Origin of the sequence: Pseudomonas sessilinigenes (assembly GCF_003850565.1) — a bacterium.
Lineage (GTDB): Bacteria > Pseudomonadota > Gammaproteobacteria > Pseudomonadales > Pseudomonadaceae > Aquipseudomonas > Aquipseudomonas sessilinigenes.
Genome location: NZ_CP027706.1, coordinates 1,467,618 through 1,481,682, shown reverse-complemented (window position 1 = coordinate 1,481,682; position 14,065 = coordinate 1,467,618). Strand labels below are relative to the sequence as shown.

At 62.1% G+C, this 14,065-nt stretch carries 13 protein-coding genes; 8 read left to right on the top strand and 5 right to left on the bottom strand.

All coding sequences use genetic code 11. The annotated features are described in order from the left end of the window. Window positions 1–98 precede the first annotated feature (98 nt). On the top strand, window positions 99–854 hold the full coding sequence (olsB, locus tag C4K39_RS06835; protein WP_068582048.1) for an L-ornithine N(alpha)-acyltransferase: 756 nt from the start codon (window positions 99–101) through the stop codon (window positions 852–854). Next, window positions 854–1,648 carry a lysophospholipid acyltransferase family protein gene (locus C4K39_RS06830; RefSeq protein ID WP_124345934.1) on the top strand — a complete coding sequence of 265 codons (795 nt, stop codon included), beginning with the start codon at window positions 854–856 and terminating at the stop codon, window positions 1,646–1,648. The genes olsB and C4K39_RS06830 overlap by 1 nt, the downstream gene beginning before the upstream one ends. A 7-nt stretch (window positions 1,649–1,655) precedes the next feature. Here C4K39_RS06830 and C4K39_RS06825 read toward each other — a convergent pair whose 3' ends face one another. Next, window positions 1,656–2,246, bottom strand: coding sequence for an acyl carrier protein phosphodiesterase (locus C4K39_RS06825; RefSeq protein WP_068582039.1), 591 nt, complete (start codon window positions 2,244–2,246; stop codon window positions 1,656–1,658). A gap of 154 nt (window positions 2,247–2,400) precedes the next feature. Here C4K39_RS06825 and C4K39_RS06820 point away from each other — a divergent pair, with 154 nt between their 5' ends. From C4K39_RS06820 to C4K39_RS06810, 3 genes are read left to right on the top strand one after another with little or no spacing between them, the layout of a single operon-like run. After that, on the top strand, window positions 2,401–2,703 hold the full coding sequence (locus C4K39_RS06820) for an ArsR/SmtB family transcription factor (protein WP_068582035.1): 303 nt from the start codon (window positions 2,401–2,403) through the stop codon (window positions 2,701–2,703). Window positions 2,704–2,721: 18 nt separating this feature from the next. Continuing rightward, entirely contained in the window at window positions 2,722–3,888 is a 1,167-nt protein-coding gene (locus C4K39_RS06815; RefSeq protein WP_124345933.1) for an MFS transporter, read from the top strand. Window positions 3,889–3,921: 33 nt separating this feature from the next. Beyond that, window positions 3,922–4,971: an alkene reductase gene (locus C4K39_RS06810; RefSeq protein ID WP_124345932.1), complete on the top strand. Its 1,050-nt coding sequence runs from the start codon at window positions 3,922–3,924 to the stop codon at window positions 4,969–4,971. 97 nt (window positions 4,972–5,068) lie between these two features. On the opposite strand, the gene C4K39_RS06805 is transcribed toward C4K39_RS06810, so the two are convergent. Both C4K39_RS06805 and emhR read right to left on the bottom strand, forming a co-directional pair. Beyond that, on the bottom strand, window positions 5,069–5,953 hold the full coding sequence (locus C4K39_RS06805; protein WP_068582023.1) for a DMT family transporter: 885 nt from the start codon (window positions 5,951–5,953) through the stop codon (window positions 5,069–5,071). A 162-nt stretch (window positions 5,954–6,115) separates the two neighbouring features. Next, window positions 6,116–6,748: an efflux system transcriptional repressor EmhR gene (emhR, locus tag C4K39_RS06800; RefSeq protein ID WP_068582020.1), complete on the bottom strand. Its 633-nt coding sequence runs from the start codon at window positions 6,746–6,748 to the stop codon at window positions 6,116–6,118. 265 nt (window positions 6,749–7,013) lie between these two features. Here emhR and emhA point away from each other — a divergent pair, with 265 nt between their 5' ends. The 3 genes from emhA to adeC are packed head-to-tail and all read left to right on the top strand — an operon-like array spanning window position 7,014 to window position 12,775. Beyond that, window positions 7,014–8,171 (top strand): efflux RND transporter periplasmic adaptor subunit EmhA, encoded by a 1,158-nt coding sequence (emhA, locus tag C4K39_RS06795; RefSeq protein ID WP_068582014.1) that lies wholly within the window; start codon window positions 7,014–7,016, stop codon window positions 8,169–8,171. Window positions 8,172–8,174: 3 nt separating this feature from the next. Continuing rightward, a complete protein-coding gene (locus C4K39_RS06790) occupies window positions 8,175–11,315 on the top strand; it encodes an efflux RND transporter permease subunit (protein ID WP_068582012.1) in 3,141 nt (1,046 codons plus the stop codon). Further along, a complete protein-coding gene (gene adeC / locus C4K39_RS06785) occupies window positions 11,312–12,775 on the top strand; it encodes an AdeC/AdeK/OprM family multidrug efflux complex outer membrane factor (RefSeq protein WP_068582010.1) in 1,464 nt (487 codons plus the stop codon). Before C4K39_RS06790 ends, adeC begins: the two co-directional genes overlap by 4 nt. Window positions 12,776–12,850: 75 nt before the next feature. Here the strand turns inward: adeC and pcaC are convergent, their stop codons facing one another. Then, window positions 12,851–13,249, bottom strand: coding sequence for a 4-carboxymuconolactone decarboxylase (gene pcaC, locus C4K39_RS06780; RefSeq protein ID WP_124345931.1), 399 nt, complete (start codon window positions 13,247–13,249; stop codon window positions 12,851–12,853). 21 nt (window positions 13,250–13,270) lie between these two features. Next, on the bottom strand, window positions 13,271–14,059 hold the full coding sequence (gene pcaD, locus C4K39_RS06775; protein WP_068582003.1) for a 3-oxoadipate enol-lactonase: 789 nt from the start codon (window positions 14,057–14,059) through the stop codon (window positions 13,271–13,273). Window positions 14,060–14,065: the final 6 nt, after the last annotated feature.

Here is a 14,065-nt window from a genome sequence, read left to right as displayed (position 1 = left end):
TCATGGCGATGACACCGCGGCTACATAGCCTGACTTTGCACAACAAAGTCGATTGGCTGCAACCCAAGGCGGGTCGGTAGCCCGCACGGAGATTCACGATGACTCAGATCGCCCGCATCAGCGACACCGGCACTGAACGCCGCCTGCAAGCCGAGCGCCTGATCGGCGCCCAAGCCCTGCTGGAAGCCCAGGCCCTGCGTTTCAACGTCTTCAGTGATGAGTTCAACGCCAAGCTCAAGGGCGCTGAACTGGGCCTGGACATGGATGACTACGACGTTCACTGCAGCCATATCGGTGTGCGCGATCTGAACACCGGGCGCCTGGTGGCCACCACCCGCCTGCTGGACCACCAGGCCGCCAGCAGCCTGGGGCGTTTCTATAGTGAGGAAGAGTTCAGCCTGCACGGCCTGGTGCAGTTGCAGGGGCCGATCCTGGAAATCGGCCGCACTTGCGTCGACCCGGCCTACCGTAATGGCGGCACCATCGCGGTGCTCTGGGGCGAACTGGCCGAAGTCCTCAACGAAGGTGGCTACAGCTACCTGATGGGCTGCGCCAGCATCCCCATGCAAGACGGTGGCGTGCAGGCCCATGCCATCATGCAGCGCCTGCGCGAACGCTACCTGAGCAACGAGCACCTGCGCGCCGAACCCAAGCACCCACTGCCGAGCCTGGACATTCCTTCCAACGTCATCGCCGAGATGCCGCCACTGCTCAAGGCCTATATGCGCCTGGGCGCGAAGATCTGCGGCGAGCCCTGCTGGGACCAGGACTTCCAGGTGGCGGACGTCTTCATCCTGCTCAAGCGCGACGAACTGTGCCCACGCTATGCCCGGCACTTCAAGGCGGCTGTCTGATGCGCCGGCTCCGGGTCTACGGGCGCATCGCCCGGGTGCTGCTGGTGGTGGCGCTGGGCCTGAGCATGGCCAGCGTCTTCGGGGTACTGGAACGCCTGAGGGTGAGCCACTCCATGGTCCGGCGCCAACGCTGGTCGCGCTTCTTCATGGCTCGCCTGAGCAACGCCCTGCCTTTCCAGGTCAGGGTACATGGTGACTTGCCAAGCCAGCCGATGCTCTGGGTCAGCAACCATGTGTCCTGGACCGATATTCCGCTGCTGGGCATGCTCGCGCCGTTGTCGTTCCTGTCCAAGGCTGAAGTGCGTACCTGGCCCGTGGCCGGATGGTTGGCCGCCAAGGCCGGCAGCCTGTTCATCCGCCGCGGCGCCGGGGATAGCCAATTGATCCGCAAGCAAATGACCCGGCACCTGCAGGAGCAGCATCCCCTGCTGCTGTTTCCCGAAGGCACCACGACCGACGGCCGGGGCCTGCGTACCTTCCATGGTCGCTTGCTGGCCAGTGCCATCGAGGCCGAGGTGTGCCTGCAGCCGGTGGCGATCCGTTACCTGCGCGATGGCCAGATCGATAACCTGGCACCCTTCGTGGGCGACGATGACCTGCTGTCCCACCTGCTGCGCCTGTTCGCCAACGACCAGGGCCAGGTGGAAATCCACCTGCTCAAGCCGATTCCCTGCCTGGGCCAGGAACGCGCGGCGCTGGCCTTCCAGGCCCAGCAGGCGGTGCACAAAGCCCTGTTCGATGATGTATTGCAGCCAGACGAACCGCGCCGCAATGGCGAACTGGTCGCCGCCTGAAAGGGCTTCAGCGCCCCGGCGACGGGGCGGTGTACTGCGCGGCGAAGGCCTGCAACTGCGGGTAGAACTCGCGAAAATCCTCGCTCAAGGGCTGGTATAGCCGCTCCAGCTCGCCCATCGCCGCGGTCAGTTCCTCAGGCCGCGACAGACGCCGGGCAATGCCCCTCAGAACCTGCTCCAGCACCTGAAAATCCCGATAGGACCCCAGCCAGTCATCGGCCGCCATGTAGGGCGCGATCTGTGCCAGGCGCCCTGGTAGCTGCGGCTCGGCGGCCAATACCTGGTACACATTGGCAGTGAACGACTGCAGCGGGTGATCGGCGTACTGGACCCAGTCCCGGGCCAGGCAGTGATCGAAGAACACGTCGATGACGATGCCGGCGTAACGCCGCCGGGTCAGGGAAAAACGTCCCAACGCCGCCGTCACCAGCGCATGGCTGTCGGTGTAGGTGTCGATACGCCGATGCAGCTGGATCGCCGCCTCGACCTCCGGGGTGAACTCCCCTTGCAGGCGGCCTTTGACGAAGTCGCCGTAGAGGCTGCCAAGTAATTGACCCGGGCGCTGGCCGCCGAGGTGCAGATGTGCGAGATAATTCATTTGCGCAGCTTAGCACCGCGCCCACCATATCGTTATAACCCGATATACCGATAAATGCTTAAGTAAGATCAAAATCATATTGGTATATCGCGAAATAACGATTTAAATTTCGCCTCATCGCGATACAACGTTTCATGGAAAAGCGAGCAACGCCATGTCCATCGACCTCGACGAAATAATAAAAGCCCTGGCGCACCCGGTTCGCAGGGAAATCCTGCACTGGCTGAAAGACCCGACAGTCGAATTCCCCGACCAGGCCCACAGCAACGAGCACGGTGTCTGCGCCGGGCAGATCGATCAACGCTGCGGCCTGTCGCAGTCGACCGTATCGGCCCACCTGGCCACCTTGCAGCGCGCCGGCCTGGTCACCAGCCGCAAAGTCGGCCAATGGCATTTTTTTAAACGCAACGAGGACACCATCCAGCAGTTCCTCACGCAAATGAGCCAACAGCTCTGATCTGACAAGGACCCGATAATGCCCCTTTCGCTTCTCATCCTGGCCTTGAGTGCCTTCGCCATCGGCACCACCGAGTTCGTCATCATGGGCTTGCTGCCCGATGTGGCGGCGGACCTCGGGGTGTCGATTCCCGGCGCAGGCTGGCTGGTGACCGGCTACGCCCTGGGCGTGGCCATCGGCGCGCCATTCATGGCCCTGGCCACCGCCCGGCTGCCACGCAAGGCCGCCCTGGTGACCCTGATGGGGATATTCATTATCGGTAACCTGCTGTGTGCACTGGCCAGTGATTACAACGTGCTGATGTTCGCACGGGTGATTACGGCGCTGTGCCACGGAGCCTTCTTCGGTATCGGTTCAGTGGTGGCAGCCGGCCTGGTGCCGGCCAACAAGCGCGCCTCGGCCGTGGCCCTGATGTTCACCGGCCTGACGCTGGCCAACGTGCTCGGCGTCCCCCTGGGAACTGCGCTGGGCCAGGAAGCCGGCTGGCGCTCGACCTTCTGGGCGGTGACGGTGATCGGCGTGGTAGCGTTGATTGGCCTGCTGCGGTTCCTGCCAGCCAAGCGCGACGAGGAGAAACTCGACATGCGTGCGGAACTGGCGGCCCTCAAGGGTGCCGGGATCTGGCTGTCCCTGGGCATGACCGCACTGTTCGCAGCCTCGATGTTCACCCTGTTCACCTACGTGGCCCCGCTGCTGGGCGAAGTCACTGGCGTATCGCCCAAGGGCGTGACCTGGACCCTGCTGCTGATCGGCCTGGGCCTGACCCTGGGCAACATCATCGGCGGCAAGATGGCCGACAAGCGCCTGGGCGCCACCCTGGTGGGCGTGTTCGCGGCCATGGCCGTGGTCTCCACCGTGCTGACCTGGACCAGCGTCGCGCTGATCCCCACGGAGATCACCCTGTTCCTCTGGGCCACCGCCTCCTTCGCCGCGGTCCCGGCCCTGCAGGTCAACGTAGTGACCTTCGGCAAGGCCGCGCCCAACCTGGTTTCGACCCTGAACATCGGCGCCTTCAACATCGGCAACGCCCTGGGCGCCTGGGTCGGCGGCAGCGTCATCGCCCACGGTTTCGGACTCACCAGCGTGCCGCTGGCAGCCGCAGCGCTAGCGATCCTGGCCCTGCTGGTGACGCTGATCACTTTCCGCCAGGGCGGCAATGCCGAACTGGCCCCTGCGACTCACTGAAACGTTCCTTTCCTTTAAAGAAGGCTGCATTCCATGACCACTCTCTTTGATCCGCTCAAACTCGGCGACATCGAACTGCCCAACCGCATCATCATGGCGCCGCTGACCCGCTGCCGTGCCGATGCCGGCCGGGTGCCCAATGCCCTAATGGCCGAGTACTACGTACAGCGGGCCTCGGCCGGGCTGATTCTCAGTGAAGCCACGTCGGTGACGCCGATCGGCGTCGGCTATCCCGATACCCCTGGCATCTGGTCCAACGACCAGGTCCGCGGCTGGGCCAACGTGACCAAGGCAGTGCACGGCGCCGGCGGCAAGATCTTCATGCAACTGTGGCATGTGGGACGGATTTCCCATCCGATCTACCTGGACGGCGAGGCGCCAGTGGCACCCAGCGCCATCCAGCCCAAGGGACATGTCAGCCTGGTGCGGCCACTGGCCGACTTCCCAACGCCACGGGCCCTGGAAACCGCCGAGATCGCCGATGTGATCGAGGCCTACCGCGTCGGTGCGGAGAACGCCAAGGCCGCCGGCTTCGACGGTGTGGAAGTCCACGCCGCCAACGGCTACCTGCTGGACCAGTTCCTGCAAAGCACGACCAACCAGCGTACCGACCAGTACGGTGGCTCCCTGGAGAACCGTGCCCGCCTGCTGCTGGAAGTCACCGATGCCATGATCGAGATCTGGGGCGCCGGCCGCGTCGGCGTGCACCTGTCGCCACGTGCCGACCTGCATGACATGGGCGATGCCGACCTGGCACAAACCTTCCTTTATGTCGCCCGTGAACTGGGCAAGCGTGGCATCGCCTTCATCTGTGCTCGCGAGAAGGAAGGTTCTGACAGCCTCGGGCCACAGCTCAAGGAAGCCTTCAGCGGCCTGTACATCGCCAATGAACGCTTCACCAAGGACAGCGCCAATGCCTGGCTGGCCGAAGGCAAGGCCGATGCCGTGGCCTTCGGCGTGCCCTTCATCGCCAACCCGGACCTGCCTGCCCGCCTGAAAGCCGATGCTCCATTGAACGAGCCGCATCCGGAAACCTTCTACGCCAAGGGCCCGGTCGGCTACATCGACTACCCGGTGCTGTAAGGCCCCGTGAGAAAGAAGCCCCGACTCGCCAGAGCCGGGGCTTTTTATTGCCTGTCGATCATTCGATCCCGGTGCCGCATATGGCAGCGACTCGGGTTCAGCGCTTGCGTTGGGTCCAGGCCACTGCCAGGCCGCTGAGGCAGATCACCGTGATCCCCACGAGCCCATAGTTGTCCGGGGTATGGCCAAAGATCAGGTAGCCGTACATCCCGGCAAACAGGATCTGCCCGTAACTGAAGGGAGCCAGCATGGCGGGCGCAGCATGGCGGAACGCCTGGGTCAGCAGCAGGTGGCCGAGCATGCCGCAAGTGCCCAGGCCAATCATGAACAGGCCATGGAGCAACGTCGGTGTACTCCAGAAGAACGGCAGCAGTGCGCTCATGATCAGGCTGTTGAGGATTCCAGTGAGGAAGTTGCTGGTGGTCGGGCTGTCGATGCCACTGAGCTTGCGGGTCAGCAATTGATAGAAACCGAAGCACAGAGCCGATCCCAGGGGTAGCAGGATCGCCGGGGTGAACAAGGCGCCACCGGGACGCACCACGATCAGCACCCCGACAAACCCGGCCAGTACGGCCAGCCATTGGCCACGGCCGACCCGTTCGCCCAGCAACGGTACGGACAGGGCTGTAACCAGCAAGGGAGCGAGAAAGTTGACGGCGGTAGCCTCGGCCAGGGGGATGTAGCGCAGGCCATTGGTGAACAGCATGCTGGTTCCGATCAGGCACAAGGCCCGGAGAAACTGCAAGCCGGGACGCTTGGTCCGCACCACCGCGGAAAAACCGCTACGCGGCACGAACACCACCAGCATCAGCAAGGTATGCACCACATAGCGAGCCCATACCACCATGACGATGGGGTAAAAGGCCGAGAGGTACTTGGACAGGGTGTCGTGGCTGGCAAAAAGCAAGACGGCCAGGCAAATCAGGACAATCCCCTTCAGGGGCTGCTCTGTGTCGTTGAACGGTGAAGGACTCACACTCATTCACACACCCGCAACAAATTACCTACAAAATACGTAGCTCGCTATCTATCAAGATATGCCTGGCACGGTATATAAAAGCACCCCGCCGCGACCTGGCGAGAGCAAGAGTGAACTCCCTTGTCATAAATCTTGACACAACCAGATTCAATTACGCATTTTGTCTTAATGACGAAGGTTCGGACTCAGGCGCAACATGTCGAGTCCAATGTCAATCCAGCGCTCCGCTTCGGTATGCAGGGCAAAACTGTCCGGGGCCAACAGCCACTGGTAGAGAATGCCATCGATAAAGGCCCGCATGCTGATAGCCGCCCGCCTTGTATCGAGGTTTTCCGGCAACTGGCCGCGATTGACTGCGTTGCTCAGCACCAGTTCGATATGCAGGTTGCACTCCAGGCTGGCCGCACGGCGCTGACGACGCAGGTCGCACATTTCATCGGTGAACTCACACTTATGAAACAGAATTTCATTGATGCGTCGGGTTTTCGGGTCCAGGGCTATTTGATGAAACAGATGAATGAGCAGCTTGCGCATCCAACCCAATGGATCCAACTCTTCTACATTTTCACCGGCGGCCGCCATTTCGCTCAAGGGTTCGCGCATGCTGTCGAACATGGCCTGCACCAGGTCGGCCTTGTTACTGAAGTGCCAATAGATCGCCCCGCGCGTCACGCCTGCCAGCGTCGCAATATCGGCCAGGGTAGTACGCGCCACGCCACGTTCGTAAAAGGCCTTTTCGGCCGCTTCGAGTATCTGGGCACGGGTTTCTTGAGCTTCCTCTTTGGTACGACGGACCATGGCAGTAAAACCTCGATCAGGTCCCTCCAACGATACGCGAGGGCCTTCTGAATAAATATGGAACGACATCTCGGGTGCCGTTTACCCAGCCTACAATTCAACACCAGCGGGAGCTTTTTTAACCGGATGGGTACTCCGCTAAGGTATTTACAAACAACCATGTACGTAAGTATATTCATTAGCAAGCTACTAATCCACTCAGCCAATTCTTTTTATCCTTCCACTTTTCTTGTGCGCATCTTGCGTGCCTGACCCGAGGATCTTCATGCAATTCAAGCCAGCTGTTACCGCCCTGGTCACTGCCGTCGCCCTGGCATCGCTGCTCAGCGGATGTAAAAAGGAAGAGGCGGCCCCTGCCCCTCAAGCCCCTCAGGTCGGCGTCGTCACCTTGCAACCACAAGCCTTTACCTTGACCTCCGAACTCCCGGGGCGGACCACTGCGTTCCGTATTGCTGAAGTTCGTCCACAGGTAAACGGGATCATTCTCAAGCGCCTGTTCAAGGAAGGCGGTGATGTGAAGGAAGGCCAGCAGCTTTATCAGATCGATCCATCGATCTATGAAGCCACGCTGAAAAGTGCCGAAGCGAACCTGCAGTCGACCAAGTCGATTTCCGATCGCTACAAGCAACTGGTCAGTGAACAGGCCGTGAGCCGCCAGGAATACGACACTGCCGTGGCCAACCGCCTGCAGTCCGAGGCCTCGCTGCAAAACGCCCAGATCAACCTGCGCTATACCAAAGTGCTGTCGCCACTGACCGGCCGCATTGGCCGCTCCTCGGTGACCGAGGGCGCCCTGGTGAGCAACGGCCAGGCTACTGCCATGGCAGTGATCCAGCAGTTGGATCCGATCTACGTCGATGTCACCCAGTCCTCGGTTGAGTTGCTGGAGCTGCGGCGCGAGCTGGAAAGCGGTCGCCTGCAGAAAGTTGGCGACAACGCTGCCAAGGTCAAGCTGACCCTGGAAGACGGCAGCCAGTACAAGCTCGACGGCAAGCTGGAGTTCTCCGAAGTCTCGGTGGACGAGACCACCGGCTCGGTGACCCTGCGTGCAGTGTTCCCGAACCCGGAACACACCCTGTTGCCTGGCATGTTCGTACATGCCCAGTTGCAAGCCGGGGTGAACAGCGCGGCGATCCTGGCGCCACAGCAAGGCGTGACCCGTGACCTCAAGGGTGCCCCTACCGCGCTGGTAGTGGGTGCCGACAACAAGGTCGAGCTGCGCCAGCTCAAGGCCAGCCGCACCGTCGGCAGCCAGTGGCTGGTTGAAGACGGCCTGAAGGCCGGCGACCGCCTGATCACCGAAGGCCTGCAGTTCGTCAAGCCGGGCATTGAAGTCAAGGCCAGCGAAGCCACCAACGTACCTGCGAAGAACCCGGCCCCTGCACAGGCAACTGACAAGACTGCAGGCGGCAAAGGGGAGTAAACCATGTCGAAATTCTTTATCGACCGTCCGATCTTCGCCTGGGTAATCGCCCTGGTGATCATGTTGGTCGGGGCTCTAGCGATCCTCAAACTACCGATCAACCAATACCCGAGCATCGCACCACCATCGATCGCGATCTCCGTGACCTACCCAGGTGCTTCTGCACAAACCGTGCAGGACACCGTGGTCCAGGTGATCGAGCAACAGCTCAACGGTATCGACAACCTGCGTTATGTGTCCTCGGAAAGTAACTCCGACGGCAGCATGACCATCACTGCCACCTTCGAGCAGGGCACCAACTCGGACACCGCGCAGGTCCAGGTACAGAACAAGCTGAACCTGGCCACCCCGCTGCTGCCCCAGGAAGTGCAGCAACAAGGTATCCGCGTTACCAAGGCCGTGAAGAACTTCCTGCTGGTGATCGGCGTGGTATCCGAGGACGGCAGCATGTCCAAGGACGACCTGTCGAACTACATCGTGTCGAACATGCAAGACCCGATTTCCCGGACTCCGGGCGTCGGTGACTTCCAGGTGTTCGGTGCCCAGTACGCCATGCGTATCTGGCTCGACCCGGCCAAGTTGAACAACTTCAACATGACCCCGGTGGATGTGAAGACCGCGGTTGCCGCACAGAACGTGCAAGTGTCCTCCGGCCAGCTCGGCGGCCTGCCTGCCATGCCTGGCCAGCAACTGAACGCCACCATCATCGGCAAGACCCGCCTGCAGACTGCCGAGCAGTTCAAGGCGATCCTGCTGAAGGTCAACAAGGATGGTTCGCAGGTACGCCTGGGTGACGTTGCAGATGTGGCCCTGGGTGGCGAGAACTACGCCATCAGCGCCCAGTTCAACGGTAATCCGGCTTCCGGCCTGGCGGTGAAGCTGGCCAACGGTGCCAACGCCCTGGATACCGCAAAAGCACTGCGCAAGACCATCAGCGATCTGGAACCCTTCTTCCCGCAAGGCATGAAGGTGGTATTCCCGTACGACACCACCCCGGTGGTGACCGAATCGATCAAGAGCGTGGTCGAGACGCTGGTGGAGGCCATCGTCCTGGTGTTCCTGGTGATGTTCCTGTTCCTGCAGAACTTCCGCGCCACGGTGATCACCACCATGACGGTTCCGGTAGTACTGCTGGGTACCTTCGGCATCCTCGCGGCAGCCGGATTCAGCATCAACACCCTGACCATGTTCGGCATGGTACTGGCCATCGGCTTGCTGGTGGACGACGCCATCGTCGTGGTGGAGAACGTCGAGCGGGTGATGCAGGAGGAAGGCCTGTCGCCCAAGGAAGCGACCAAGAAGTCCATGGGCCAGATCCAGGGCGCCCTGGTGGGTATCGCCCTGGTGCTGTCGGCTGTATTGCTGCCGATGGCGTTCTTCAGCGGCTCCACCGGCGTGATCTACAAGCAGTTCTCGATCACCGTGGTTTCGGCCATGGCCCTGTCGGTACTGGTAGCCCTGATCTTCACCCCAGCCCTGTGCGCCACCATGCTCAAGGCCATCCCTGAAGGCCATGGCGAGAAGCGCGGCTTCTTCGGCTGGTTCAACCGTACCTTCGACTACAGCGTAAAACGCTACGAGCGCGGCGTCGCCAGCATCCTGCGGCACAAGGCGCCGTACCTGCTGGCCTACCTGCTGATCGTGGTGGGCATGATGTGGCTGTTCACCCGTATCCCGACCGCGTTCCTGCCGGAAGAAGACCAGGGCGTACTGTTCGCCCAGGTACAGACGCCAGCCGGCTCCAGTGCCGAGCGGACCCAGGTGGTGGTCGACGAAATGCGTTCCTACCTGCTGGACAAGGAAAAGGACACCGTTGCCTCGGTGTTCACCGTGAACGGCTTCAACTTCGCCGGCCGCGGCCAGAGCTCCGGCATGGCCTTCATCATGCTCAAGCCATGGGGCGAGCGCTCTGCGCAAAACAGCGTGTTCAACCTGGCCCAGCGCGCGCAGATGCACTTCTTCAGTTTCCGCGACGCGATGGTGTTTGCCTTCGCCCCGCCTGCGGTACTGGAGTTGGGTAACGCCACCGGTTTCGACGTGTTCCTCCAGGACCGCGCCGGTATCGGCCACGAGAAACTGATGGCTGCACGCAACCAGTTCCTCGGCATGGCAGCCCAGAGCAAGGTGCTGTCGCAGGTCCGTCCGAACGGCCTGAACGACGAGCCGCAATACCAGCTGACCATCGACGACGAGCGCGCCAGCGCCCTGGGCGTGACCCTCAGCGATATCAACAACACCCTGTCGATCGCCCTGGGTAGTAGCTACGTCAACGACTTCATCGACCGCGGTCGGGTGAAGAAGGTGTACATCCAGGGCCAACCCGGTGCGCGCATGAGCCCCGAGGACCTGAAGAAGTGGTACGTGCGCAACAGCGCCGGGACCATGGTGCCGTTCTCGTCCTTCGCCAAGGGTGAGTGGATCTACGGTTCGCCGAAGCTGGCCCGTTACAACGGTGTGGAGGCCATGGAGATCCTCGGGGCCCCGGCTCCTGGCTACACCACCGGTGAAGCCATGGCCGAGGTCGAGGCCATTGCCGCCAAGCTGCCGCCAGGTGTCGGTATCTCCTGGACCGGCCTGTCCTACGAGGAACGCCTCTCGGGTTCCCAGGCGCCAGCGCTGTACGCCTTGTCCCTGTTGATGGTGTTCCTGTGCCTGGCGGCCCTGTATGAAAGCTGGTCGATTCCGATCGCGGTCATGCTCGTGGTACCACTGGGGATCATCGGTGCGCTGATGGCCACCAGCCTGCGCGGCCTGTCCAACGACGTGTACTTCCAGGTAGGTCTGTTGGTGACCATCGGCCTTGCGGCGAAGAACGCCATCCTGATCGTCGAGTTCGCCAAGGAACTGCACGAGCAGGGACGCTCTCTGATCGATGCCGCGGTCGAAGCCTGCCGCATGCGCCTGCGGCCGATCATCATGACCTCCCTGGCCTTCGTCCTCGGGGTCGTGCCCCTGGCCACCTCCAGTGGTGCAGGTGCCGGTAGCCAGCATGCCATCGGTACCGGTGTAATTGGCGGTATGCTTACCGCGACGATCCTGGCGATCTTCTGGGTCCCGCTGTTCTTCGTCGTCGTGTCGTCCATGGGCCGCAGGAAAGCGGACCAATCAGAAACCACTGAAAATTCTAATGAGGCTGGCCAATGAGCAAGTCGCTACTCTCCCTGGCAATCACCGCCATCGCGCTAAGTGGTTGCTCGCTGATACCGGATTATCAGCGCCCGGACGCGCCGGTGGCGGCGCAATTCCCCCAAGGCCCGGCCTACTCGCCAAAGGAGGCCGCCAACGTGGCGGCCGCCGAACAGGGCTGGCGGCAGTTCTTCCATGACCCGGCGCTGCAGCAGCTGATCCAGGTTTCCCTGGAAAACAACCGCGACCTGAAGGTCGCGGCGCTGAACATCGATGCCTATGCGGCGCAGTACCAGATCCAGCGGGCGGACCTGTTCCCCGCGGTTTCCGCCAACGTCAGCGGCCAGCGCCAACGCACGCCGGCCCGGGTAAACGGGACAGGTGAGGACCGGATCACCGGCCAGCACTCGGCTACCGTGGGCATCAGTGCCTACGAGCTGGACCTGTTCGGTCGCGTGCGCAGCCTGAGCGAGCAAGCGCTGCAGAACTACTTCTCCACTGAAGAAGCGCGGCGCAGCACCCAGATCAGCCTGGTGGCCAGCGTTGCCAACGCCTACATCACCTGGCAGGCCGACAAGGAACTGCTGAAGCTGACCCAGGAAACCCTGGCGACCTACGAAGAAAGCTACCGCCTGACTTCCCGCAGCAACGAGGTCGGCGTCGCTTCCGCCCTGGACCTGAGCCAGTCGCGTACCTCAGTGGAAAACGCCCGGGTGCAACTGGCCCGCTACACCCGCCAGGTGGCCCAGGATGAAAACAGCCTGACCCTGCTGTTGGGCACTGCGATCCCGGCCAACCTGTCAGCCTCGCAACCGCTGTCGGCCGACCTGCTGAGCGAACTGCCAGCGGGCCTGCCGTCGGAATTGCTACAACGCCGTCCGGACATCCTCGAGGCCGAGTACAAGCTCAAGGCAGCCAACGCCAATATCGGCGCGGCCCGCGCGGCATTCTTCCCGCGCATCAGCCTGACGGCCAACGCCGGCAGCCTGAGCCCGGATCTCTCCGGCCTGTTCAAGGGCGGCTCGGGTACCTGGTTGTTCCAGCCGCAGATCAACCTGCCGATCTTCAACGCCGGCAGCCTGCGCGCCAGCCTGGACTACTCCAAGATCCAGAAGGACATCAGCGTCGCGCAGTACGAGAAGTCCATCCAGACCGCCTTCCAGGAAGTCTCCGATGGCCTGGCCGCACGCCAGACCTACAACCAGCAGTTGCAGGCCCAGCGTGATTTCGTCAGCGCCAACCAGGACTACTACCGTCTGGCCGAGCGCCGCTACCGCATCGGGGTCGACAGCAACCTGACCTTCCTCGACGCCCAGCGCTCGCTGTTCAGTGCTCAACAAGCGCTGATCACCGATCGCCTGGCGCAGCTGACCAGCGAGGTCAACCTGTACAAGGCCCTAGGTGGCGGTTGGAGCGAGCAGACCGCGAAGAACGAGCAAACGGCGGAAAAGAAAGCCCCCGCGCTGCACCTGTTCTAAAGCCTGACCTGGCTGCATGAAAAACCCACCTGACGGTGGGTTTTTCGTTTGTACCTGAACGCCACGCCCCCTCGCCTAAGGCGCCCGGCGAGACTCCACTCCCAACTCGTCCCACACTGACTCGGCCAGGTGAAAGGTGGCGTTGGCCGCAGGAATCCCGCAGTAGATCGCGCTTTGCATGATCACCTCCTTGATTTCCCCCCGGCTCACACCATTGTTGGCAGCCGCCCGCAGGTGCAGCTTGAGTTCCTCGTTGCGATTCATGCCGATCAGCATGGCGATGGTCACCAGGCTGCGGGTATGCCGTGGTAAGCCCGGACGGGTCCAGATGTCGCCCCAGGCATGGCGGGTAATCATGTCCTGGAACTCCGAATTGAACTCGGTCAGGGCCGCCAGGCTGCGCTCGACATGGGCATCGCCCAAGACCGCACGCCGTACTTCCAGACCTTCGGCATAACGCTGTTTCTCATCCATGCAAGGCTCCTTCGATCGATCTCAAGCCAGCAGGAAATCCACGACCCGAGCGCTGAACGCATCGGCAGCCTGGACATTGGAAAGGTGCGCGGCACGAAACTCGGCGTACTCGGCACCCGCTACCTGCTGCTGGATAAAGCGCCCTCCGGCAGGTGGAGTCACCGCATCCTCGCTGCCGGCGATCACCAGGGTCGGCACCTTGATCGCCGCCAGTTGTTCGCGCAAGTCGGCATCACGCACCGCCGCACAGTTGGCCGCATAGCCCTCGGGCGAGGTGGCGGCCAGCATATCGGTGATCAGCTTGGCCTGGTCCGGATGGGCCTCGGCGTAATCGGCAGTGAACCAGCGAGCGATGGAGGCATCCCGCAGGGCTACCATCGCAGCCTGGCCGTCACGCAAGACCGTCTCGATCCGCGGGTTCCACACCGTAGGATCAGCGATCTTCGCGGCGGTGTTGCACACCACCAGCTTGTCCAGGCGTTCACCGGCGTTGATCCCCAGCCACTGGCCGATCAGCCCACCCATGGATAGGCCACAAAAATGAGCTCGCGGGATATCCAGGGCATCGAGCAAGGCCAGGACATCGCGCCCCAGTTGCTCGATGCTGTAGGGCCCATCGGTGACCAGGGACCGGCCATGACCCCGCGTATCCATGCGCAGCACCCGCCAGTGCTGGCTGAAGATCGGCATCTGCTTGTCCCACATGTGCAGGTTGGTACCCAGGGAATTGGACAACACCAGCACCGGCGCCTGCGCCGGGCCTTCCAGTTGATAGTGCAGTTCGCCCCCGGCGAGTTTCACGAATCCCACGGCTTT

Coding starts and splice junctions, on each gene's coding strand:
- olsB (WP_068582048.1), top strand. CDS start 99: ATGACTCAGATCGCCCGCATCAGCGACACCGGCACTGAACGCCGCCTG.
- C4K39_RS06830 (WP_124345934.1), top strand. CDS start 854: ATGCGCCGGCTCCGGGTCTACGGGCGCATCGCCCGGGTGCTGCTGGTG.
- C4K39_RS06825 (WP_068582039.1), bottom strand. CDS start 2,246: ATGAATTATCTCGCACATCTGCACCTCGGCGGCCAGCGCCCGGGTCAA.
- C4K39_RS06820 (WP_068582035.1), top strand. CDS start 2,401: ATGTCCATCGACCTCGACGAAATAATAAAAGCCCTGGCGCACCCGGTT.
- C4K39_RS06815 (WP_124345933.1), top strand. CDS start 2,722: ATGCCCCTTTCGCTTCTCATCCTGGCCTTGAGTGCCTTCGCCATCGGC.
- C4K39_RS06810 (WP_124345932.1), top strand. CDS start 3,922: ATGACCACTCTCTTTGATCCGCTCAAACTCGGCGACATCGAACTGCCC.
- C4K39_RS06805 (WP_068582023.1), bottom strand. CDS start 5,953: ATGAGTGTGAGTCCTTCACCGTTCAACGACACAGAGCAGCCCCTGAAG.
- emhR (WP_068582020.1), bottom strand. CDS start 6,748: ATGGTCCGTCGTACCAAAGAGGAAGCTCAAGAAACCCGTGCCCAGATA.
- emhA (WP_068582014.1), top strand. CDS start 7,014: ATGCAATTCAAGCCAGCTGTTACCGCCCTGGTCACTGCCGTCGCCCTG.
- C4K39_RS06790 (WP_068582012.1), top strand. CDS start 8,175: ATGTCGAAATTCTTTATCGACCGTCCGATCTTCGCCTGGGTAATCGCC.
- adeC (WP_068582010.1), top strand. CDS start 11,312: ATGAGCAAGTCGCTACTCTCCCTGGCAATCACCGCCATCGCGCTAAGT.
- pcaC (WP_124345931.1), bottom strand. CDS start 13,249: ATGGATGAGAAACAGCGTTATGCCGAAGGTCTGGAAGTACGGCGTGCG.